The organism is Streptomyces sp. NPDC050636, assembly GCF_040654775.1.
Taxonomy (GTDB): Bacteria; Actinomycetota; Actinomycetes; order Streptomycetales; family Streptomycetaceae; genus Streptomyces.
This window is the reverse complement of sequence record NZ_JBFAIP010000027.1, coordinates 32,252-54,769: the sequence shown is the minus strand read 5'-3', so window position 1 is coordinate 54,769 and position 22,518 is coordinate 32,252. Positions and strand designations below refer to the sequence as shown.

At 73.1% G+C, this 22,518-nt stretch carries 18 protein-coding genes; 11 read left to right on the top strand and 7 right to left on the bottom strand.

The window, feature by feature from the left end; genetic code table 11:
- Positions 1-2: 2 nt before the first annotated feature.
- Both AB0I10_RS20995 and AB0I10_RS20990 read right to left on the bottom strand, forming a co-directional pair.
- Complete coding sequence (locus AB0I10_RS20995) at positions 3-3,269, bottom strand: molecular chaperone Hsp90 (protein WP_363154039.1); 3,267 nt, start codon at positions 3,267-3,269, stop codon at positions 3-5.
- A gap of 481 nt (positions 3,270-3,750) precedes the next feature.
- The gene (locus AB0I10_RS20990; protein ID WP_363154038.1) at positions 3,751-4,662 is read right to left on the bottom strand and encodes a DUF3027 domain-containing protein; all 912 of its coding nucleotides are present in this window, start codon (positions 4,660-4,662) and stop codon (positions 3,751-3,753) included.
- Positions 4,663-5,107: 445 nt separating this feature from the next.
- Between AB0I10_RS20990 and AB0I10_RS20985 the strand changes: the two genes are divergently transcribed.
- From AB0I10_RS20985 to AB0I10_RS20970, 4 genes are all read left to right on the top strand, one after another.
- Positions 5,108-6,469 (top strand): MFS transporter, encoded by a 1,362-nt coding sequence (locus tag AB0I10_RS20985; protein ID WP_363154075.1) that lies wholly within the window; start codon positions 5,108-5,110, stop codon positions 6,467-6,469.
- Positions 6,470-6,536: 67 nt separating this feature from the next.
- Positions 6,537-7,043, top strand: a complete 507-nt coding sequence (locus AB0I10_RS20980; RefSeq protein ID WP_363154037.1) for a hypothetical protein — start codon at positions 6,537-6,539, stop codon at positions 7,041-7,043.
- A gap of 49 nt (positions 7,044-7,092) precedes the next feature.
- Positions 7,093-7,821, top strand: a complete 729-nt coding sequence (locus AB0I10_RS20975) for a futalosine hydrolase (protein WP_363154036.1) — start codon at positions 7,093-7,095, stop codon at positions 7,819-7,821.
- Positions 7,822-7,830: 9 nt separating this feature from the next.
- Positions 7,831-8,682: a 1,4-dihydroxy-6-naphthoate synthase gene (locus AB0I10_RS20970; RefSeq protein WP_363154035.1), complete on the top strand. Its 852-nt coding sequence runs from the start codon at positions 7,831-7,833 to the stop codon at positions 8,680-8,682.
- Between the two features lie 22 nt (positions 8,683-8,704).
- Here the strand turns inward: AB0I10_RS20970 and AB0I10_RS20965 are convergent, their stop codons facing one another.
- Positions 8,705-9,088: a cold-shock protein gene (locus tag AB0I10_RS20965; protein WP_363154034.1), complete on the bottom strand. Its 384-nt coding sequence runs from the start codon at positions 9,086-9,088 to the stop codon at positions 8,705-8,707.
- A 218-nt stretch (positions 9,089-9,306) separates the two neighbouring features.
- On the opposite strand from AB0I10_RS20965, the gene AB0I10_RS20960 reads away from it, so the two are divergent.
- Positions 9,307-9,558, top strand: a complete 252-nt coding sequence (locus AB0I10_RS20960) for a hypothetical protein (RefSeq protein ID WP_363154032.1) — start codon at positions 9,307-9,309, stop codon at positions 9,556-9,558.
- Here the strand turns inward: AB0I10_RS20960 and AB0I10_RS20955 are convergent.
- A complete protein-coding gene (locus tag AB0I10_RS20955; protein ID WP_363154031.1) occupies positions 9,522-10,178 on the bottom strand; it encodes a haloacid dehalogenase-like hydrolase in 657 nt (218 codons plus the stop codon). The genes AB0I10_RS20960 and AB0I10_RS20955 overlap by 37 nt on opposite strands.
- A gap of 187 nt (positions 10,179-10,365) precedes the next feature.
- On the opposite strand from AB0I10_RS20955, the gene AB0I10_RS20950 reads away from it, so the two are divergent.
- The 4 genes from AB0I10_RS20950 (at position 10,366) to AB0I10_RS20935 (ending at position 14,428) form a co-directional block, all read left to right on the top strand.
- A complete protein-coding gene (locus AB0I10_RS20950) occupies positions 10,366-11,370 on the top strand; it encodes an iron ABC transporter permease (RefSeq protein ID WP_363154030.1) in 1,005 nt (334 codons plus the stop codon).
- Positions 11,367-12,464 carry an iron chelate uptake ABC transporter family permease subunit gene (locus AB0I10_RS20945; RefSeq protein WP_363154029.1) on the top strand — a complete coding sequence of 366 codons (1,098 nt, stop codon included), beginning with the start codon at positions 11,367-11,369 and terminating at the stop codon, positions 12,462-12,464. The genes AB0I10_RS20950 and AB0I10_RS20945 overlap by 4 nt, the downstream gene beginning before the upstream one ends.
- Positions 12,461-13,306: an ABC transporter ATP-binding protein gene (locus tag AB0I10_RS20940; protein WP_363154028.1), complete on the top strand. Its 846-nt coding sequence runs from the start codon at positions 12,461-12,463 to the stop codon at positions 13,304-13,306. Before AB0I10_RS20945 ends, AB0I10_RS20940 begins: the two co-directional genes overlap by 4 nt.
- An 84-nt stretch (positions 13,307-13,390) precedes the next feature.
- Positions 13,391-14,428 (top strand): iron-siderophore ABC transporter substrate-binding protein, encoded by a 1,038-nt coding sequence (locus AB0I10_RS20935; protein WP_363154027.1) that lies wholly within the window; start codon positions 13,391-13,393, stop codon positions 14,426-14,428.
- Between the two features lie 27 nt (positions 14,429-14,455).
- Here the strand turns inward: AB0I10_RS20935 and AB0I10_RS20930 are convergent, their stop codons facing one another.
- On the bottom strand, positions 14,456-15,631 hold the full coding sequence (locus AB0I10_RS20930) for a hypothetical protein (protein WP_363154025.1): 1,176 nt from the start codon (positions 15,629-15,631) through the stop codon (positions 14,456-14,458).
- 388 nt (positions 15,632-16,019) lie between these two features.
- Here AB0I10_RS20930 and AB0I10_RS20925 point away from each other — a divergent pair, with 388 nt between their 5' ends.
- The gene (locus AB0I10_RS20925; RefSeq protein WP_363154024.1) at positions 16,020-18,518 is read left to right on the top strand and encodes a helicase C-terminal domain-containing protein; all 2,499 of its coding nucleotides are present in this window, start codon (positions 16,020-16,022) and stop codon (positions 18,516-18,518) included.
- A gap of 155 nt (positions 18,519-18,673) precedes the next feature.
- Positions 18,674-20,326: a DNA repair helicase XPB gene (locus AB0I10_RS20920; protein ID WP_363154023.1), complete on the top strand. Its 1,653-nt coding sequence runs from the start codon at positions 18,674-18,676 to the stop codon at positions 20,324-20,326.
- Between the two features lie 153 nt (positions 20,327-20,479).
- On the opposite strand, the gene AB0I10_RS20915 is transcribed toward AB0I10_RS20920, so the two are convergent.
- Complete coding sequence (locus tag AB0I10_RS20915; RefSeq protein ID WP_363154022.1) at positions 20,480-21,793, bottom strand: glycosyltransferase 87 family protein; 1,314 nt, start codon at positions 21,791-21,793, stop codon at positions 20,480-20,482.
- 180 nt (positions 21,794-21,973) lie between these two features.
- Entirely contained in the window at positions 21,974-22,249 is a 276-nt protein-coding gene (locus tag AB0I10_RS20910; protein WP_363154021.1) for a hypothetical protein, read from the bottom strand.
- Positions 22,250-22,518: the final 269 nt, after the last annotated feature.

Sequence of the window (22,518 nt, the reverse complement as noted above, 5' to 3'; positions counted from 1 at the left end):
CGTCAGTCGAACCAGCGGGCCTCCGCCAGCTCCTCGCCCCGGTCCGGGTCCTCCAGGAGTGCGGCGACCTCGAAGCGGCGGGGCCATTGCGCGGCGGCCCAGGAGAGACCGGCTGCGACGCCCTCCAGAGTCGCGGCGTGCAGCGTGGCGTCCGGGGTCCAGCGCCAGTCGAGTTCCGTACCGTCCCCCAGGACGAGCGCCTCGTGCTCGACGTACGCGTCGGGGGTGGCGGGGCCGAGCAGTACGCGGACCGCGTCGGGGACCTCGTGCCGTACGCCCTCGGAGCGCACCTCCGCGCTGACCGCCTCGCTCAGCCGCCGTACCTGAAGCAGCTCCGCCAGGGCGGCGGCCCGCGTCGGCCGGACCGGCAGCAGCGCGCGACCCGCCGCCAACGGCATCAGGTCCGGCGCGTCGGCGACCACGGCATCCGCCGCGTCCACGACCCGGACCTCCCCGTCGATCACCACCCTCAGCTCATCGGGCAGCGTCACCTGGTCGGGGTCGAGGTCGGTCAACGCCCCGTACAGCGCGTGCAGTTGGGCCGCCCCGACTGTCAGCTCCTCGTCCGCCAGCCGCCCCAGCAGCTCCGCCGCGCCGCCCGGCTCGTCCAGCAGCGCCGCGACCGAGGTGCGTACGCCGAGCGCGCGCAGCACCTGCGCGTCGACCTCACCGGCGTCCGCGGACTCGTAGAGACCGGCCAGCAGCGGATCGCCGCCGGCCGACCGCAGGCCCGCGGGCCGCCGCCCGTCCAGCACCGGGTGACCGCGCAACCACCAGGCGGTGTACGGCCGTACGGACTCCGTCGTGCCGTCCGGCAGCAGCACCCGCACCGGCGCGGTCAGCGCGTCACGCAGTGGCGGGCGGGACAGCATTCCGAGCACCTGCGGCCAGGCGTCGTCGTCGACCAGGTCCAGATCGCGCACCGCGACCAGCTCGGTCACCACCGGCGGCACCGGCGTCTCCGGCAGCGCGTCGAGCATGTCCTCGCACCACACATCCACCGCGTCCAGCAGCCCGGCGTCGTCCGGCTCGGCGAAGTCACCGTCGCGCGGCTCCAGTTCGTCCGGGTCGAGCACCACATCGGTGGCGCGTACCAGCGCGAAAGCGGCCAGCACGCCCACCGCGGTCAGCGGCTGCTCGCCCCAGCGCTCCGCCAACTCCGCGTCGCAAGCGGCGAGTTCACCCTCCCGGATGACCTGCTCAAAGGCGCTTCCCGGGAACACCAGCTCACCCGCGGGGGCCAGCTCGCCGTCCTCGTCGGGCAGCGCGAGGGCGCCGAGCCAGGGCTCGTCACCCGGCGAGAGATTGGCGTCCCGGACCAGCCCGAGCACCGTCTCCGCCAGCTCCTCGGCGCCCAGCGGCGCGCCCCGGCCCGCCTCGCCCAGATCGTCCGCGAAGACGTCGAACGCGTCCTCGTCCGCGTCCAGCGAGTTCTGCACGGCCGCCTGCACCTGGGGAGTCGTCAGCACCGCCCGCGGCGAGGCCGGGGTGGCGCCCAGCTTCTCCAGCAGCGGGTGCACCGCGTCCGGGTGGGCGACCTTCAGCCCGAGCCGGGCGAGCGTACGGTGCATCACCTCGGCGTCCCCGTCCGGCCCGGCGGCCAGCGGCAGCAGCACCTGACGCGGCCCGATCGTGGTCCGTACGCTGCCCTTCGCGCCGTCCGGCCCCTGGCCCCCGGTCCCCGCCAGCGGCACCGGCAGCCCACTGAGCCGGTCCGGGTCGGTGCCGGCCAGCGCGTCATAGAGCCGCCACCACCAGCCGGGCGCCCGCTCCACACCCGCCAGCCGGTCGACCATCTCCCCGAGCGGCACCCGGGCCACGCCCAGCGCCCGCAGTTCCGGCCGCCGCTCCAAACCGGCCGGCAGCAGGCTCGGGAACAGCTCGGCCAGCACGCCGACCGTCGCCGCGCCCGCCCCCTCCAGCAACTCGGCGTCCACCGGCCGCAGCACGAAAGGCTCCGCCTCCACCGTGCCGTCGTCCCAGCCGAGTTCCACCGGCGCCTCGGCCTCGCCATCGGTCCGTGCTCCCGCACTCGGCAGAAAACGCACCCGCGGCAGCAGCTCCAGCACCTGCCGGCGCAGCTCACCGTCCAGACCGCCCTTGCCCAGCGGCCCCGGCACCAGGTCGAGGGTGCCGACCGACACCGGCTGCCAGTCGCGCAGCAGCGCCGTGTACGTCTCGGCCGCCCGCCCGGTCAGGAAGTCGGCGAGCGGGCCCGGCGCGACATGGCGCCGGGTCGGCTCCAGCGGGAACGACGCGATCAGCAGCGCGGGCAGCCCCAGCGGCTCGTCGGTCGGCGTCGGCGCATGCACCACCGGCGCCGTCCCGGGCCGCGCCGGCGCGCCCTCGTCGTCCACCGGCACCGCCCAGGTCACCGACCACACCGGCCGCAGCCGCTCCTCGACGGGGCGGTCCGCGAGCAGCGCCGGGTCCAGCGGACCCCCGTCACTCGCCACCCGCCACCGCGTGGCACCCCGCTCACTGTCCTCGATCAGGACGTACTCGCCGTCCTGGCGCCGCCTCAACTCCCGTACGGTCTCCGGAGTCTCCACGATCACCTGGGCCAGGCCCGGCAGCGTCAGCAGCAGCGCCGCGTCGATCCCGGCCAGCAGCCGCTCGGCGAGATCCTGCGCCGCGCCGTCCCGCAGCGGCAGCACGACCGCGGTGTCGTACTCCTCGGGCGCGCTGCCCTCCGCGGGCAGCGGCAGCCGCAGCAGCGGTACGTGACCGTCGCGGCGGCGCAGCTCGCCACCCAGGCCGGGGCTGTGCGCGGCCACTTCCTGCGTCAGCTCGCGGGCCTCGACGAGCGACCAGCGGACGCCGCCGGTACGTCCCACCAGCGCCGGCTCATCGCTCACGGACAGCACCGCGGCGAAGCCCACGCCGAACCGGCCGACCGCGCCGACCGCCACGCCGGGCTCCCGCTTCGCGGAGGCGCGCAGCGTGGACAGCGACTCGACGCCGGTGGCGTCCAGGGGTGCGCCGGTGTTGGAGGCCACGAGGACGGCGGACTCGGTGTCGTTCGCCGGATGCAGCGTCAGGCGCAGCCGGCCGGGGACGCCGGCGCGGGCCGCCGCGTCCGCGGCGTTCTGCGCCAGCTCCACGACGAGGCGGTCGCGGTAGCCGCCGAGGGCGAGGTCCTCCTCGGCGTTGGCGTCCTCCCGGAACCGGGCGGGGGACGCGGCCCAGGCGTCCAGCACGCCCCGGCGCAAGCGCGCGGTTCCGAACGGGTCCTCGGCTGCGCCTTGTACCCACGACGTACCAGCCACGTCTGCGTCTCCTCTTACCTGGTCGGTGCGGTGCCCTGACGGTATCGCCCCACGTTGCCGGGTGCCGCGCCGTACCCCGCCTGTTGTTCGTTTCCCGCCTTCGGCGGGATCGGGGTCGGTTACGGGGTTGGTCGCGGATGCGTGGTGGGCGGGTCCGGTGGCATGCCTCCAGGACTTCGTCCCTACGGCCTGCCCCCTCCCGCCGGTGTCGCGGCCACCCCTGGGTGAAGGGGGAGAAAAGCCGTGGTTACGCATGGAGCAGCACCCGGCGGCCCGGGGTTTTAAACCCCTCCCCCACCGGAGTGGGGGTCGCCCACCGGACGGGAGGCGGGGGTCTGCAGGGACGAAGTCCCGGAGGAGCACCGCCGTACCGAACACGACACGCGTACCGGCCCCCGCCGCCGGAACTCCCCCCGCCGACGGCGGGCGGACACACCACGGCGGGCCGGCCAGCAACGTGGGGAGTACCCCGCGAACGCGGCTAGCTGTGACCCAGTTCCTCGGGAGGCCCGGCGTCCTCCACGGAGCCGCCGTCCCGCTCCGGCCGCAGGGCCACCCGCTCGACCACCGTCTCGTCCAGGACCGGCTCGGCCGGCCGCGGCGGCTTCGGCATGATCGCGGCCTCGGAGTGCGCGCCGCAGCCGTAGGCAAGGGAGACCACCCGGCCGTCCGCCGGGGCGAACTCGTTGGCGCAGACGCCGAACGCCTGGCGCAGGGAGCCGGTGAGCGGGGTCAGGAAGCCGCAGGTCATGCAGGTGGCGGGGGCCGCCTGAGCCATCGGCGTCTTCGCGCCGTACGCCTCTTCCCAGCGGTCGGCCGCGGCGTGCAGGCCGTAGCGGGACAGGACCCGGGCGCGGCGCATGCCCAGTTCCTCGGCGACGTCGGCGATACCGCCCCGCGCGGGCGCCGGCTGGACCGCGGGCGAGCCCGCGACGACCTCCGCGTCCTCGACGTCCGCGACGTCGGCCACCTCGACCATCGCCTCCGTGACGACGGAGTTCGGCGGTGGGGCGTCCTCACCGGAGAAGCCCGGCTCCAGGCGCAGGTCCTCGGCCTCGGTGGGCAGCAGGTCGCCTGGGCCCATGTCGCCGGGGCGCAGCCGCTCGCTCCACGGCACCCATTCGGGAGCCAGCAGCGCGTCGGGGCCCGGCAGCAGCGCGGTCTCGTCGAGGGTGACGATCTTGGCGCGGGAGGCCCGGGTCACGGTCACGGCCCAGCGCCAGCCCCGGTAGCCGACTTCTTTGCAGCCGAACAGGTGCGTGACGACGCGGTCCCCGTCGGCGACGGCGTCAATGTGCTCGCCCACCATGCCGGGCAGCGCGGCCTCCTCGGCCGCCGCACGGGCAAGGTCGATCGCCTCGGCGCACAGGCGGTCAGGGGTACGGCTTCGCATCGCAGCACTCACAAGAATCGATTCTCTCTTCCACGCCGTCTCACGAGTGCGCCAGCCGGAGCTGTCCTGTCCTGTCCGGACGACCGGCGGGGCCGGGGCGGGCGGAGCGGACCTGGGGACCGCGTCGACGTCCGCGCCCGGTCGTTTCGGTCGAGCGCACCTCTTACGAACCATTCTGCGGGATCGCGGGGAGGCACGCGGCCAAAAACGACCGCCGGTGGCGCGCTACACACGCTACCCCTTCAATCGTGTACGACTCTTCGGCGGGAGCGGCAAATCTCTCCGGCGGCGGTCGGGACCGGGTGCGCCCCGCGCGGGAGGCGGGAGAAAACGCCATCTCCTGGGCGCGTTGGGGCAGTATGGCGAGGTGGCTGCCGCAAGGTCGTCGAAGTCGTCGAAGGTGTCGAAGACATCGCGGGTGTCGCGGGCTTCGACCAGAGACCCGGTGAAGGGCAACCAGGCCCGCCGGGCGGGCCGGGCTGTCGGCCGCGCGCTGCACCTGCCGATCACCGGCGCGGCCCGCCGGGTACGCCGCGCCACGCATGCGCACGGCGCGGGCGAATCGGGCCTGGGCAAGCTGATCGAGCTGCACGCGGTGAACTCCGCGGGCGACATGATGATCACGATCGCGCTGGCCTCGACGGTGTTCTTCTCGGTGCCGACGGATCAGGCGCGGGGCCGGGTGGCGCTGTATCTGGCGGTCACGTTGGCGCCGTTCGCGCTGCTCGCGCCGGTGATCGGGCCGCTGCTGGACCGGATTCCGCACGGCCGCAGGGCGGCGATGGCCGGCTCCATGCTGGCCCGTGCGCTGCTGGCGCTGACCATGTCGGGCGCGGTCGCGGGCGGCGGTATGGAGCTGTATCCGGCGGCTCTGGGTGTGCTGGTGGCGTCCAAGGCGTACGGGGTGGTGCGGAGCGCGGTCGTGCCCCGGCTGCTGCCGCCGCGGATCTCCCTGGTGAAGGCCAATTCGCGGGTGACGCTCGCCGGGCTGCTGTCGACCGGGCTGGCGGCGCCGGTCGGTGGCGCGCTGCATCTGATCGGGCCGAGCTGGCCGCTGTACGGGGCGTTCGTGGTGTTCGTGGCCGGCACCCTCCTGTCGTTCTCGCTGCCGCACAAGGTCGATTCGGCGAAGGGCGAGGGCCGGGTCCGGCTGGTGTCCCGGGACGAGTCGGCCGGGTCGGTGCCCGCCAAGCGGAAGCCGGGGCTGCGTACGGTCGGCCCGTCGGTGCTGCACGGCCTGCAGGCCAATGCCTGTCTGCGGTCGCTCTCGGGTTTCCTGACGTTCTTCCTGGCCTTCCTGCTGCGGGAGCACCCGCTGGGCGGGCTGGGCCCGGCGGCGTCGCTGGGCCTGGTCGTGGTGGCCGCGGGCACCGGCAACGCGCTGGGCACGGCGATCGGCGCCTGGCTGAAGGCGCGCGGCCCGGAGCGGCTGATCGCGGCGATGCTGGGGTGCGCGCTGTGCGCGACGGTCACCGCGGCGGTCTTCTACGACGTGGCGGCCATCGTGGTCGTCACGGCCGCGGCGGCCGCCGCGGGCCTGTGCCAGGCGCTGGCGAAGCTGTCGCTGGACGCGATGATCCAGCGCGATGTGCCGGAAGAGGTCCGTACCTCCGCGTTCGCGCGGTCCGAGACGGTGCTGCAGATGTCATGGGTGGTCGGCGGCGCCATCGGTATCTCGCTGCCGCTGTACGGGACGGCGGGGATGGCGGTGGCCGCGGGGCTGGTGATGACCGGCGTGGTGCTGTCCGTACGGGGGCTGCTGGGCGCCGCCCGGAGCGGGGGCCGGGCGGGTGCACGGGTGGCGTGAGCAGCGGGGCGCGCGGCACGCCGCACCCGCGCGTGGCGTGAGCTGGGGCGCCCGATAGCCTGCCCGTATGACCGCTGCGTTGATCTCCTGGGGCAAGGGCCGCCGTGCCGCTGCCGCCATCGGTGCCGTGTCCCTGGGCCTCATCACCCTCTCCGCCTGCGAGAAGCCGACCGCGCTCGCGACCGTGACCGTCGGCACGACGACGGTGCAGTCCGAAGTCACCCCCGGCTGTGACGGTGAGGGCAAGGTCCTCGACAAGAAGACGATCGAGTCCTGCATCACGAAGCAGGGCGGCAAGTCGATCACCGTGCACCCCGGTGAGAAGGTGCGCGTCGGCGTCGACCCGGAGGTCGCCGAGTCCGGCTGGATCGTCATCGGCGGCGGCCCCGTCATGCGCGAGCCCAGCAAGGCGACGTACCGCACCTTCGACACGGACGCCCTCTTCGCCCAGCAGAACCCGCAGACCGGCCAGACCACCTACGCCAAGTCGGTCACCCTCCAGGTCGCGGAGCTCGGCGACGGCGCGGGCGGCCCCAAGGCGATGTGGCACTTCACTCTGAAGCAGAAGGACTGAGTCCTCTGACCGGCGCTGAGGACCGGCCGCGCGCTGCGGGGACCGTCTGATGCGGGTGCTCGTCGTCACCGCGGTGGCGGCCGAGGGGGACGCGGTGTGCGCCGCGGCGGGACCGTACGACGCGGTGCCGCTGCCGGGCGGTCATGTCGTGCACCGGGCGGCGGCGCTCGATGTGCTGGCCGCCGGCGTCGGCCCGGCGGCCGCGGCCGCCGGCACCGCCACCGCGCTGACCGCGGCCGCGCTCTCCGGCGAGCCGTACGCGCTGGCGGTCTCGGCCGGTATCGGCGGCGGCTTCTCCCCCGGCGCGCCCCTGGGCTCCGTCGTCGTCGCGGAGGCGATCGTCGCCGCCGACCTGGGCGCCGAGACCCCCGACGGCTTCGTCCCGGTCACCGAACTCGGCTTCGGGACGGTGGCCCACCATCCGGATCCCGCGCTGGTGAAGGCCGTCGCGGCGGCGTCCGGCGCGGTGACCGGCACCGTCCTCACCGTCTCCACGGTCACCGGCAGCGCCGCGCGGGCCGCTGAGCTGACGGACCGTCACCCCGGTGCGCTGGCCGAGGCGATGGAGGGCTTCGGGGTCGCGGAGGCGGCCGCCGCGCACGGCGTGCCGGTGCTGGAGATCCGTACCGTCTCGAACGCCGTCGGCCCTCGCGACCGCGCGGCCTGGCGGATCGGCGACGCGCTCGCCGCCCTGACCGGTGCCTTCCGCACGCTCCCCGGAGCCCTGGCGACGACCCAGCAGGGCGCCGGATCGGCTCCGGAAACCCCCCGTCCCTGAGGAGGACCCGTGACCCGGCCGCTGAACATCGCGTACTCGCCGTGCCCGAACGACACCTTCGTCTTCGACGCGCTGGCGCACGGCCGCGTCCCGGACGCGCCGGAGCTCGCGGTCACCTTCGCCGATATCGACCTCACCAACGGCATGGCCGAGCGCGGCGAGTTCGATGTGCTGAAGGTGTCGTACGCGGTGCTGCCGTGGGTGCTGGAGGAGTACACGCTGCTGCCCTGCGGCGGGGCGCTGGGGCGCGGCTGCGGCCCGCTGGTGCTGACGAAGGAACAACGCACAGCGGCGGAGCTGGCGGGCAAGACGGTCGCGGTGCCCAGTGAGCGGTCCACCGCGTATCTGCTGTTCCGGCTGTGGGCGGCCACCGAGGTGCCGGGCGGCGTCGGCGAGATCGTGGTGCTGCCGTTCCACGAGATCATGCCGGCCGTCCGGGACGGCAAGGTCGACGCGGGCCTGGTCATCCACGAGGCGCGCTTCACGTACCAGGACTACGGCCTCTCCTGCCTCGCCGACATGGGCGAGCACTGGGAGGACACCACCGGCCTGCCGATCCCGCTCGGCGCGATCATCGCCAAGCGGTCGCTGGGCGAGGAGACGCTGCACCGCCTCGCGGCGGCCATCCGCGCCTCGGTCCTGATGGCCTGGGACGACCCGGAGGCCTCCCGGCCGTATGTCCTGGCGCACGCCCAGGAGATGGATCCGAAGGTCGCCGACCAGCACATCGGGCTGTACGTCAACGAGTACACCGCCGCGCTCGGCGAGGACGGCGGTGCCGCGGTGCGCGGGCTGCTCACACGCGCCGCGGCCGAGGGGCTGGTACCGCCCCTCGGCCGCGATGCGCTGAACTTCGTGTGAGCAGCCGGATGTCCCGTGTGCGTCAGACGTCCAGTTGGTCGGCCACCGCGCGCAGCATGCCCGCGATCTTCGAGCCGTGGGTCTTGTCCGGGTAACGGCCGCGCTCCAGCTGCTGGGTGACGTTTTCCAGGAGCGTGGTGAGGTCCTGCACGATCGACGCGAGTTCGTCGGGCTTGCGGCGCTGTGCCGCCGCCACTGAGGGTGCGGGGTCGAGGAGCGTCACCGTGAGCGCCTGGTCGCCGCGCTGGCCTGCTACGACGCCGAACTCGACGCGCTGGCCCGGCTTGAGTGCGTCCACGCCGTCGGGCAGCACCGACGAGTGCACGAAGACGTCACCGCCGTCGTCGCGGGAGAGAAAGCCGAAGCCCTTCTCGCTGTTGAACCACTTGACCTTGCCGGTAGGCACGTCTGTCCTCGTCCTCGTACTCGTTGGAAAATGCTGGAAAACAAAAGGTGGGGCTGGGGCTGGGCTGGGGCTACTGCGTAACCTGCGGAAAAACGGTCTGGATAGCAGTGCAGCGGGCCACCGGACCCGCCATCACCAAGGCTAATGGTCCGATGGCCGGTGACAAGACGTCCCCGGGTGGATCCTCAGCGCTTCTGGCCCGGACTTACCCTGGTCAGGTGTCTGACGAAACTCCCCAGGCCGGGGATCTACTGGTCCGAATCGGCGCGATCATGTTCCTAGTTGGCGCAGTGGCCACTCTCGCCACGGTGACGCCGCTGTTCATCGGTTCCGAGCCGCTGCCGCCCGTCTTCTACTGGATGTGCATGCTGATGGGCGCCGGGTTCCTCGTGGCCGCGGCGGGGGTGATCCGGTCCGCCGTGGCCCAGCGCCGTCAGGCGGAGGCGGCATCCAGGCCGTCGGTGCCATAGCCGCCGTCCGCGACACGGCGCTCCAGCCAGGCCGGGAACTCCGTCAGGTCGCCGAGCAGGACATCGGCGCCGGCCGCACGGAGTTCGGCGGCATCGCACGGCCCGGTGGGGACGGCGACGGACAGCGCGCCCGCGGTGTGCGCCCCGAGGACGTCACCGGTGTGGTCGCCGACGTAGATCCGCGCGCCGTGCTCACGCAGCGCCTCGGCCTTGGCCTCCGCCCACAACGAGCCGATGAGCGCGTCCGCGTCGATGCCGAGGTGCTGGAGATGCAGCTTCGCGTTCGGCTCGAACTTGGCGGTGACGACGATGGCCCGGCCTCCCGCCGCCCGGACCGCGGCGATGGCCTCCCGCGCGCCCGGCATCGCCGGCGTCCCCGTGATCGCGTGCTCCGGGTAGAGCCCGCGGTAGACGTCGCTCATCTCGGCCACCCGCTCCTCGGGGAACCACTCGCGGATCTCCTGCTCCAGCGGCGGCCCCAGCCGGGTCACCGCGAGGTCGGCGTCGATGTACGTACCGGTCCGGGCGGACAGTTCCCGATAGGTCGCCCTGATGCCGGGACGGGAGTCGATCAGCGTCATGTCGAGGTCGAATCCGACCGTCAAGGGGTGCGCAGCCATGCCTGCCATTGTGCCCGTACCGCGGGGTGGCCGAGAATGTCCCCCTTAGGGCCTGTTCTTGAAACCGGCGCTGTGCGTGAACCCTGCGCTGCGCTGAATCCCACGAAATGGACCCGATGTCAGACGCCCAGGCCAGCAGACGCCCCGCCGCCGTCGCGCGCTCCGGCTTATCCCGCCGCCGCGCCTCATGAGCCGCCGGACGCGCAGCCGCCGGCTCGTTCTGACCGTGGCGGCGCTACTCGCCCTGCTGCTCGCGGTGCTCCTCTCGCTCGCCGTCGGCAGCCGCCAGTTCGCGCCCTCCGAGGTGCTCGGCGCGCTGTTACACGGCGGCGACGGTGACGCCGCCCAGGTCGTGCGCTTTCTGCGGCTGCCCCGCACGCTGATCGGCCTGCTGGTCGGCGCCGCCCTCGCGATGGCCGGCACGGTGATGCAGGGCATCACCCGCAATCCGATCGCCGACCCCACCGTCCTCGGCATCAGCCAGGGCGCCTCGGTCGGCGTGCTCCTCGCCATCGCCCTGGCCGGGATGCACACCCTGACCGGCTATGTCTGGTTCGCGTTCGCCGGCGCCGGGATCGCCTCCGTCGTCGTCCACGCCATCGCCACCAGCGGCCGCGGCGGCGCCACACCGGTCAAGCTCGCGCTGTCCGGCGCCGCCATCAACGCGCTGCTGGTGTCGGTGACGATGGCGGTGCTCACCACCCAGGCCGCCGCGCTGGACGAGTTCCGCTTCTGGCAGGTCGGCTCGCTCACCGGCCGGGACGCCGAGGTGGCCGGCCAGATCTGGCCGTTCCTCCTGGTGGGCGCGGTGCTCGTGCTGTCCGTGGCGCGCGGCCTCGACGCGCTGGCGCTCGGCGAGGACGTCGCCAAAGGCCTGGGCCAGAAGGTCGCGACCGTACGGATCGTGGGCGGGCTCGGCGCGACGATCCTGACCGGCGCGGGCGTCGCGGCGGCCGGACCGATCGCGTTCGTCGGGCTCGCCGTCCCGCATATCGCCCGCGCGGTCGTCGGCGGCGACCACCGCTGGGTGCTGCCGATGGCGGCACTGCTGGGACCGGTCATCGTGCTGGTCTCGGACACCCTCGGACGGATCGTCTTCCCGCCCTCCGAGGTCCCGGCGGGTGTGATGACCGCCCTGATCGGGGTGCCGTTCCTGGTCACGCTCGTCCGCCGGAAGGCGGTGGCGGCATGACGGCTCCCCCGGCGGCCCCTTCGGCGGCCCCCTCGGCCGTCCGCCCCGCCGGTTACGGACTCGTCCGGGCCGGCCGCGCCTCCTTCCTCCTGCACCGCCGCGCGGCCCTCGTCGCGGCCTCGCTCGCCGTCCTCCTGGCGGCCGCCTGCCTCGCCCACCTCTGCGTCGGCGAGAGCTTCGTCGCCCCGTCCGAGGTCGTCCGGGTGGTCCTCGGCGAGCCGTCCTCCCAGGAGCTGGTGGTCGGGACGCTGCGGCTGCCGCGGATGACCGTCGGGGTGATGGTCGGCGCCGCCTTCGGGATCGCCGGCGCGCTGATCCAGACGGTGGCCCGCAACCCGCTCGCCAGCCCCGACATCATCGGCATCACCCAGGGCGCGAGCGCACTGACGGTCGGCTCGATGACCTTCGGCATCACCTCGTACGCCGTGCTGCCGTATCTGTCGGTGGCCGGCGGTGTGCTGGCGGCCGCTCTGGTCTATGTCTTCGCCTGGCGTGGCGGGCTGCACGCCACCCGCTTCGTCCTGATCGGCATCGGCTTCGCGGTGGCGCTCCGTTCCGTCGCCCAGCTGTTCCTGACCAAGGGCGACTATCTCCTCGCCCAGCAGGCCCAGGTGTGGATGACCGGCTCGCTCAACGGGCGCGGCTGGGCGGAGGCGATGCCGCTGGGCTGGGCGCTGCTGGCGCTGCTGCCGTGCGTGCTGTGGGCGGCGCGCGCCCAGCGGACCGTCTCTCTGGACGACGACACCGCGACCGCGCTCGGCGCCCGCCTGGGCCGCACCCGCCTGGGTCTGGTCGCGGTCGGCGTGATCCTGGCGTCGCTGGCGACCGGCGCGGCGGGCCCGGTGGACTTCGTGGCGCTGCTGGCGCCGCAGATCGCCCGCCGGCTCACCCGGACCTCACAGATTCCGCTGCTGTGCGCGGCGCTGCTGGGTGCCTTCATCGTCATCCTCGGCGACCTGCTCGCCCGCAAGCTCTTCGCGCCGACCGAACTGCCGGTGGGTGTGCTGACCGCCGCCGTCGGCGCCCCGTATCTGATCTGGCTCATCGTCAGGGGCCACCGAGTCCGTAGCCGTGCCGCAGGAGGGACAGCGTGACCGAGACCGGCGAGAGCGTCGTTGGCCGTGCCGAGAAGAGATCCGCGAGCAGGCTCACGGCGCGCGGTCTGACGCTCGCCTACGAGGACCGCACGGTCGTCGACGGCCTCGACCTGGACGTCCCGCACGGCGCGGTCACCGTCGTCGTCGGCCCCAACGCCTGCGGCAAGTCCACGCTGCTGCGCGCCCTGGGCCGACTGCTCAAACCGCGCGGCGGGGCCGTCCTCCTGGACGGTACGGACCTGGCGCGCATCCCCACCAAGAAGATCGCCCAGTCCGTCGGGCTGCTGCCGCAGAGCCCCGTCGCACCCGAGGCGATCACCGTCGCGGACCTGGTCGCGCGCGGCCGGCAGCCACATCAGCGCTGGTGGCAGCAGTGGTCGGCGGACGACGAGCGCGCGGTCACCGAGGCGATGGTGCGTACCGACGTGGCGCAACTGGCCGACCGGCCGGTGGACGAACTGTCCGGCGGCCAGCGGCAGCGGGTGTGGATCGCGATGGCGCTCGCCCAGGAAACGGACCTGCTGCTCCTGGACGAGCCGACCACGTACCTGGACATCGCCCACCAGGTCGAGGTGCTCGATCTCGTACGGCAGTTGAACCACGACCGGGGCCGCACGGTCGTGGCCGTGCTGCACGACCTCAACCAGGCCGCCCGGTACGCCGACCACCTGGTGGCGATGAAGTCGGGCCGGATCGTCGCCCAGGGGCACCCCGGCAAGGTCGTCACGGCGGAGCTGGTCCGCGAGGTGTTCGGCCTCGGATCGGTCGTCGTGCCCGACCCGGTGACGGGCTCCCCGCTGGTCGTCCCGGGCCGGCCCTGGGAGCCCTCCGCCGACTGACCGGCCGCCGCCGTCCGTTCTCCCGAGACCTCCCCGCCCGCTCTCCGAACTCCCCTTCCACACTCTTCTCCGAAAGGGATGCCTGTGACCCGCACCGCCAACCGCCGCGCAGCACTCGCCACGACGGCCGTCCTCGCCGCCTCTGTCACCCTGGCCGCCTGCGACGCCGGCGCCTCCTCGTCGGGCTCGTCGAAGTCGTTCAAGGCCGCCGACTGCAAGGCCGCGCCCACCGGCACCTTCGCCCAGCCCCCGTCCGGCGGCCCCGGCGGCAAGCACACGGTGAAGACGTTCATGGGTGACGTCGAGGTCCCCAACTCCCCGAAGCGCGTGGTGGTCCTGGACACCGCCGAGCTGGACTCCGCGATCACGCTGGGCGTCAAGCCGGTCGGCGCCACCCGCGCCGATGTCGAGTCGGGCTTCCTCGACTACCTGCCCGAGGACAAGGTCGGGGGCATCAAGGACGTCGGCGTGATCGCCTCCCCGAACATGGAGGCGGTGGCCGCCCTCAAGCCCGACCTGATCCTCACCAGCAAGGTCCGCGACGGCCAGCGCTACGAGCAGCTCAAGGCGATCGCGCCCACGGTCATGACCGAGACCACCGGCTACCCGTGGAAGGAGAACTTCACCACCCACGCGGACGCGCTCGGCAGGATCCCGGAGGCGAAGAAGGTGACCGCGGCCTACGAGGCGCACGCCGAGAAGGTCGACAAGGCCCTCAGCGGCAACGCCGCGACGAAGAACCTCACGACCAACGTGGTCCGCTTCATCGAGGGCGCGGACACCCGGGTCTACGGCTGCGAGAGCTATGTCTCGTCCGTCCTGAACGACGCGGGCCTGGCCCCGACGGACTTCGTCGAGGGCGCCAAGGACGGGCTGATGGTCGAGGTCAGCCCGGAGCAGATCAACAAGGCCGACTCCGGCACCGTCTTCTACACCTCCTACGGGAGCAAGGAGAAGTCCCGGGAGGGCCGGATCACCGGCGGCGCCCTGTGGAAGAACATGACCGCCGTCAAGGACGGCAAGTCCTTCCGCGTCGACGACCAGCTGTGGATCCAGGGCATCGGCTACACGGCGGCCGACAAGATCCTGGACGAGGTGCAGAAGCGGCTCGCGAAGAGGTGAGGTGACGTCGGCCGGTTGCGCGGCTGCTCAGCCCCGCGGCCATCGCCTCATCCGCCACACCAGGAACAGGGCGGAGGCGATGGCCGCGACCCGCGCCATCCCCGGCAGCCCGTCGGCCAGCTCCTGACCCAGCTGTCCCTTGGCGAGCGGATCGCCCCACCGCCCGTCGAACCGGCCCCACAGCCACACCAGGAGACCGCCGGCGACGATTCCCGGCACGCCCATCGCCGCGAACTTCGCCTCGACCCGGCTCAGCCGCCGTGACGCGTACACGAGCAACCAGCCCGCCGCCAGCGCGATCCACGACTCCAGCACCGCGCCGGCGACCAGCAGCAGCACAGCCAGTGTCACCACCGGGCTGAGCGGCGCCCGTGCGGGCTCCGCGGCCTCTTCCTCCTCCGCGGCCTCGTCCTCGGCCGGGGCGGCCCGCCGCCGGGTGAGCGTCCGGCGCAGCAGCCGGGTCAGGCCCGTCCTGCCCTCTGCCGCGCCGTCCTCCTCGCCCTCGGGGTCCGGCTCCTCGTCTCCGTCAGGATCCGCCGTCCCGTCCTTCGTCAGGGACGCGCCCTCGCCCTTCGGCCGTTGCCATATCTCCGGGATCTCGATCCCGCCGACGAACCCGGGCACGGTCTCGCCGGGCCCGAACGGCGCCGGCTCGACCCGCCACCAGTCGGGCGACTCGTCCGCGTCCCCCAGCTCGTCCATGCCCGCCAGATGCGGCGGAGAGGCGGTGATCTCCGGGGCGTCGGACTGTTCGGCCTGCTCGGACTGCTCGGTCTGCTCGTTGCGGGCCTTCTTGAGGAAGCCGGGCCTGCCGTTCGGCCCCGGGCCCATCCCGTCCCGTGGCGCGGGCACCAGGCCGCTGAGTCCGCTGCGCCAGGCCAGCCCACTGAGCTTGTCGCGGGCGCCCGGCCGCGGCGCGGAGGGGTCGGTGGGCCGCGGGGCGGGGGGCACGGAGGGCCCGGCGCTCGCTCCCGTATCCCGGCCGTCCCGGCTCGCGGCGTCGCTCACCACCGCCTCCGGCGTCCCCAGCCGCGACAGGATCCGCTTCACACCGGTTACCGAGTCGACCTTCTGCGCATCGATCTCGGCCCGCAGCCCGGCCACCAGCCTCATGCGGGTGGCGGAGGGCAGCCCCCGCTGCTGGGCCAGGTCGCCCACCCGGCTCAGATAGTCAAAGACGAGCTGATCGCTCTCGATCCCCACGAAATCCCCTGCGGCGTCCGCTGGTTGCTGCCCCGACGGTACCGCCTCGGACGCCGGCCGGGCCGGAGGCTGCGGGGCGGTGCGGCGTGTGGGTGGGGTGATCCACGGGGATCCACGGGGGTCCACGGGGGTCCCGGGGATCCGTAGGGATCGACGGGAAAGGGATCCGCAGGGATCCGCAGGGATCCGCAGGGATCCGCAGGGATCGACGGGCAAGGGGATCCGCAGCGATCCACGGAAATACGCGGGAATACCGCCCAGCGCCCCCATGTTGTGGCCCCGCAGGGGGCCCTCGCATCCCCTACGGGATGTGTTCGCCCACCCCCTAGGACAGCCCCTGGGCCGCGCCCGGTGCCCCGCCCTCCCCGGTCCGGCTAACGTAAGACGAATGACCGGTACACCCCGCACCCTCGCCGAGGAGCTCAGAACCCGCACCGACAGCGGGCTCATCGGTCTGCTGCGGGCCCGGCCCGATCTGCTCAACCCGGTGCCCGGCGATGTCACCCAGCTGGCCACCCGCGCCGGGACGCGGGCCTCCGTCGCCCGCGCCGTTGAGCGGCTGGACCGGTTCGCGCTGCAGACCGCCGAGGCGCTGGCGGTGGCGCCCGACCCCTGCCCGTACGAGACGCTCGGCGCGCTGATGGCCGGGGACGCCGGGGACGAGGCGGTCGCCGCGGAGCTGCCCCGGGCGGTGGCCGAGCTGCGCGCGCAGGCGCTGGTCTGGGGCCCGGACGACCGGCTGCGGCTGGTGCGTACGGCCCGTGAGCTGCTCACACCCAGCGCCACCCATCCGTCGCCCACCGGCCTCGGCCCGACCGTCGTCGAAGCCACGGCGGGGATGTCCCCCGGGCGGCTGCAGGACATCATCGCCACGGCCGGACTGCCCGCCACCCATGACCCGGTCACCGCGGTGGCCGCCCTCACCGCCCTCTTCTCCGACCGCACCCGTATGACGGCGCTGCTCGACACCGCACCCGCCGACTCCGTCGGCGTCCTCGACAAGCTGCTGTGGGGCCCGCCGTACGGCGCCGTCACCGACCGCCCGGCCCCTCATCTCCAGTGGCTGATCGACCGCGGCCTGCTGCTCCCGGCGGGCGCGCGCAATGTCGTACTGCCCCGGGAGACGGCCCTCCATCTGCGGGCGGGGCGCGCGCACCACACGCCCGAGCCCGTACCGCCCGCTCTCGCCCCGCTCACGGAACGCGATCCACACCTTGTGGACAACGCCGCCGCGAGCCAGGCGTTCACCGCGCTCTCGACGATCGAGGAACTGCTCAAGGAATGGGACCTCGGCGGGCCGTCCGTACTGCGCGCCGGGGGCATGAGCGTCCGCGACCTCAAGCGGACCGCCACCGGCCTCGACACCACCGAGCAGCTGGCCGCCTTCTGGCTCGAACTCGCCTATGCGGCGGGGCTGGTGGGCTCCGACGGGGAGGCCGATGAGCGGTACGCGGCCACGCCCGCCGCCGAGCAGTGGCTGGAGCTGCCCGACCACGAGCGCTGGGCGGCGCTGGTGGCCGGCTGGCTGTCCGCGACCCGTACACCGGGCCTGGTCGGCTCCGCCGACCCCAAGGGCCGTACGCTCGCCGCCCTCGGCCCCCACCTCGACCGCTCCCCGGCCCCCGAGGTCCGCCGCCGTGCCCTCGCGCTCCTGGCTGCCCTGCCGCCCGGCGCCTCCGTACCGGCCACGGCGATCCTCGACCGCCTGGGCTGGGAACGCCCGCTCCGGGGAGCGGGCGCGCCCCAGCCCGCCGACACACCACCGGACGCCGCCTCCGCTCCCCCCGCAGGCTCCGACCTGCGCTTCCGTCTCGCCCAATGGACACTCGCCGAGGCCGAGTTGCTCGGTGTAACGGGACGCGGCGCGCTGGCCACCCACGCCCGCGCCCTGATCGACACCGAACCGGCCGCCGAGATCCCCACCCCCGCCGAAACACACACGGCGGCTGCTCGCGCCGCCGCTCTCCTCTCCCCCCGCCTCCCCGAACCCCTCGACCACGTCCTCCTCCAGGCGGACCTGACGGCGGTCGCCCCCGGCCCGCTGCACCGCCCGCTCGCCGAGGCGCTCGGCGTACTCGCCGACATCGAGTCCAAGGGCGGCGCGACGGTCTACCGCTTCACGCCCGCCTCCGTACGCCGCGCCCTGGACGCCGGCCGCTCCGCCGCCGAGCTCCAGGACTTCCTCACCACCCACTCCCGTACCCCGGTCCCCCAGCCGCTCAGCTACCTCATCGACGACGTGGCCCGCAGACACGGCCAGTTGAGGATCGGCGCGGCCGCCGCATACGTCCGCTGCGACGACGACGCGCTGCTCTCCGAAATCCTCGCCGACCGCCGCGCCGCCGGCCTCCGTCTGCGCCGCCTCGCCCCCACCGTGCTGGCCGCCCAGACCTCCCCCGACCAACTCCTCGACGGTCTGCGGTCCATGGGCTACGCCCCCGCCGCCGAGTCCGCCTCCGGCGACGTCCTGATCGCCCGTGCCGACTCCTACCGCACCCCGCCGCGCACCGCCCCCGCCCCGGTCCCCGAGGGCCCGCCGTCGCCCGACGCCACCCTCCTCGAAGCGGCCGTACGCGCCATCCGCGCCGGCGACCTCGCCGCCACCGCCGAACGCAAACCCGTCCACGCCCCCGGGCCGGCCACCGGGGCGCTCCCCCGCACCACCTCCGCCGAGACCCTCGCCACCATGCAGGCCGCGGTCCTCACCGGCGCCGCCGTCTGGATCGGCTATGTCAACGCGGACGGCGCGGCCAGCCAGCGGGTGATCGCCCCCGTACGGGTGGAGGGCGGCTTTGTGACGGCATACGACCACACCTCCGACGAGGTCCGTACGTATCCGCTGCACCGGATCACGGGGGTTGCGGAACTGGCGGACGACGCGGTCTGAGGGGGCCTGAGCCCGGCGGGCACCCCGTACCCGGCTGAGGTCTGCGCCGGTCCGGCCCACGTTGTCACAGCGATGCGGCACACTGGATGTTTGGCCGCATCTGCGGCCGGGACCGTGACCCGCGGTCGATGGCCGGGAAGCGAAAGGCGAGGCGCGTGAACGGACCTCTCATCGTCCAGAGCGACAAGACGCTGCTCCTGGAGGTGGACCATGAGCTGGCGGACGCCTGCCGGCGGGCCATCGCGCCCTTCGCGGAGCTGGAGCGGGCGCCGGAGCACATCCATACGTACCGGGTGACGCCCCTCGGGCTCTGGAACGCGCGGGCGGCCGGACACGACGCCGAGCAGGTCGTGGACGCTCTGGTGCAGTTCTCGCGGTACCCCGTGCCGCACGCGCTGCTCATCGACATCGCCGAGACGATGTCCCGGTACGGCCGGCTCACCCTCGTCAAGCACCCCACCCACGGCCTGGTGCTGACCACCACCGACCGCCCGGTGCTGGAGGAGATCCTGCGGTCGAAGAAGGTGCAGCCGCTGGTCGGAGCGCGGCTGGATCCGGATTCGGTCGTGGTGCATCCGTCCGAGCGGGGGCAGATCAAGCAGACGCTGCTCAAGCTCGGCTGGCCGGCCGAGGACCACGCCGGTTACGTCGACGGTGAGGCGCACCCGATCGAGCTGGCCGAGGACGGCTGGGCGCTGCGGCCGTATCAGCAGCAGGCCGTGGAGGGCTTCTGGCACGGCGGCTCGGGTGTCGTCGTGCTGCCGTGCGGTGCGGGAAAGACGCTGGTGGGGGCCGGGGCGATGGCCCAGGCCAAGGCCACCACACTGATCTTGGTGACGAACACGGTCTCGGCCCGGCAGTGGAAGCACGAGCTGGTGCGGCGCACCTCGCTGACCGAGGAGGAGATCGGCGAGTACAGCGGGACGAGGAAGGAGATCCGGCCGGTCACCATCGCCACGTACCAGGTGCTGACGACCAAGCGGAAGGGCGTCTATCCGCATCTGGAGCTGTTCGACTCCCGGGACTGGGGCCTGATCGTCTACGACGAGGTGCATCTGCTGCCCGCCCCGGTCTTCAAGTTCACCGCCGATCTGCAAGCCCGGCGGCGGCTGGGCCTGACCGCGACCCTGGTGCGCGAGGACGGGCGCGAGTCGGACGTCTTCTCGCTCATCGGCCCCAAGCGGTTCGACGCTCCGTGGAAGGAGATCGAGGCGCAGGGGTACATCGCGCCCGCGGACTGTGTCGAGGTGCGGGTCAATCTGACCGACTCGGAGCGGCTGGCGTACGCGACGGCCGAGACCGAGGAGAAGTACCGCTTCTGCGCCACCACGGACAGCAAGCGGCGGGTGACCGAGGCGCTGGTACGCCGGCATCAGGGCGAGCAGACGCTGGTCATCGGGCAGTACATCGACCAGCTGGACGAGCTCGGTGAGCATCTGGACGCGCCGGTGATCAAGGGCGAGACGACGAACGCGCAGCGCGAGAAGCTGTTCGGGGCCTTCCGGGAGGGCGAGATCTCCGTCCTCGTCGTCTCCAAGGTCGCGAACTTCTCCATCGACCTGCCGGAGGCGACGGTCGCGATCCAGGTGTCCGGCACCTTCGGCTCGCGCCAGGAAGAGGCCCAGCGGCTCGGCCGTGTACTGCGGCCGAAGGCCGACGGCCACGAGGCGCGCTTCTACTCGGTCGTCGCGCGCGACACCATCGACCAGGACTTCGCGGCTCACCGCCAGCGCTTCCTCGCCGAGCAGGGGTACTCGTACCGGATCATGGATTCGGATGAGTTGCTGTCGGCGGAAGAGGACGTGTGAGGGGCGACCGGTAGCGGGGGACCGCGTCCGACGGACCTGGTGAGGGCGCCCCGCTCAGGCCACTGCCAGTAGGGCGGCCGGTCCGCCGGACGGTGCCCTTGGGTCGCATCGCCCTGCATGCGCGCGGGAACGTACGGGCATCGGGGCACCTGCTCAGGTCGCGCGGGTCCGCGTATCCACCTGGTGAGCGGCTCGGGGCAGCGGGATCCGGCCGGGCCCGCCGGAGTGGCCGTGACGGTCGCCGGAGTGACCGGAGCGGTCGGAGTGGCCGGTGCCGTGCCGCGTCCACCACACCAGCGCCACCAGGAGCACCAGCCCGAGCAGCGGGTACGGCGCCGCGAACGGCTGCTGCCACCAGGCGAAGTGCAGGTCGAGATCACCGCGGCGCGGGAGCATCCACATGGTGCGGGCGGTGAACGCGACGGTGACGACGGCCAGCAGGACCCTGCGCCGGACGACACCCCTGGTGTGCGCGGCGAGCGCGGCCAGCAGCGGGACGCACCAGACCCAGTGGTGGGACCAGCTGATCGGCGAGACGAGCAGTGCGGTGACGGCCGTACACAGCACGCCCCAGGTGTCGAGGCCGCGCCGCACGTAGACCCGGCGGGCGGCATAGAGCCCGGCCCCGGCGGCGAGCAGTGCCGCCGCCACCCACAGGATGCCCGGCTCGGGGTTGTGCAGGGACCGGGCGATCAGGCCCTGGAGGGATTGGTTGTCGACGATCCAGGCCTTGCCGACACGGCTGGTCTCGAACATCCGCCGTGTCCAGAACTCGATGCTCGCATCGGGCAGGCCGAGCAGCACGGAGACGGCGAATCCGGCGAGGGCGGTGAGGGCTGCCTTCACCCGGCCGGTGACGAGGAGGTAGACGGCGAAGAGGGCGGGTGTCAGCTTGATGCCTGCCGCGATGCCGGTGGCGAAGCCCTTGAAACGGGCGCCGTCCGGGCGGCTGAGGTCCCACAGGACCAGGCAGGTCAGGGCGAGGTTTATCTGGCCGAAGACGAAGGTCTGGAAGACCGGTTCGATCCAGAGGCCGAGTGCGGTGGCGACGAGGAGGGTGGGTGCGGTGTAGGCGGCCTTGCGCAGGCCGACGGCCTTGCAGGAGAGATGGATCAGCAGGGCGAGAAGGGCGGCGTTGACGAGAACACAGGCGACTTTGAGGGTGCTGAGCGAGATCCAGGTCGTCGGTATGAAGAGGAGAGCGGCGAAGGGCGGGTAGGTGGCCGGGAGTTCCCACTTGGTGACGGTGAAGCCGTAGAGATCACCGCCGGTCAGTGCGGCCTCGCCTTCCGCCCGGTAGACGGCTATGTCGGACATCGGGGGTGGCTGGACCGTATACAGCACCCACAGCCCGGCGAACGACGCCACGAGCAGCGCCACCGCGATCACCAGACGGCGGGGTCTGGCGACGCTCTGCGCCCAGGTCCGCCTCCACGACCACGCCTGTGTCCCGTCGGCGGCAGACACCCGTTGTCCCCTCCTCGTCACCCTGCGCTCTCTGCGGCGACGCTAGTGGATCGAGGCCGACCGTCCGTAACGGTTTCCGGTCATCCAGATGTCGAAGCGGGGGCGGCGTCTGCCGGCGTGGGGCGGCGGGTACCGGCGTGGGGCGGTAGGGGTCGGCGTGGGGCAGTAGGGTCGGCGGGTCTACGCGGGCCGCTGGGTGGGTGTGGATCGCTCGGTGGGTGTGGATCGCTGGGTCGGTGCAGGGGGCCGGTCGTCATCGTCGGCGTACTCGCCCAGGATGGCGACGCTGAAGGCCGCCGTGACGAAGACCTTGACCGCGCGGAGGGCGTTGCCCACCAGATAGCGGTGCTCGTCGGGACGCTTCGTGCCATGACCGCGGCCGGGGACCGGGCCGAGGGCGGTGGCGCCCTTGATCGGAGGGTGCATGGAGGCTGAAGGAATCGCTGCGCTGCTCATGTCTCCATCATGGATTTCACGCGATTGCCGCACATCGGTCCCTGGGTCCATATCCCGTCGGCCGGGAGTCAGACCCCGGGTTTATACGACCCCTACGGGAGACGGACAGGGGCTACGGGATGTCCATCCCGAGTACGGCCGCCGCAGCGCCGATACCCGGCTCATGTCCTGCCGCCGAATATCCGTTGGCGCCCCTGACAGCCGCTGACTACAATCGCGCGTCTGCCCTGCCTCCCGTCGAGGAGTGCCGCCGACCGGACGGAAACCGG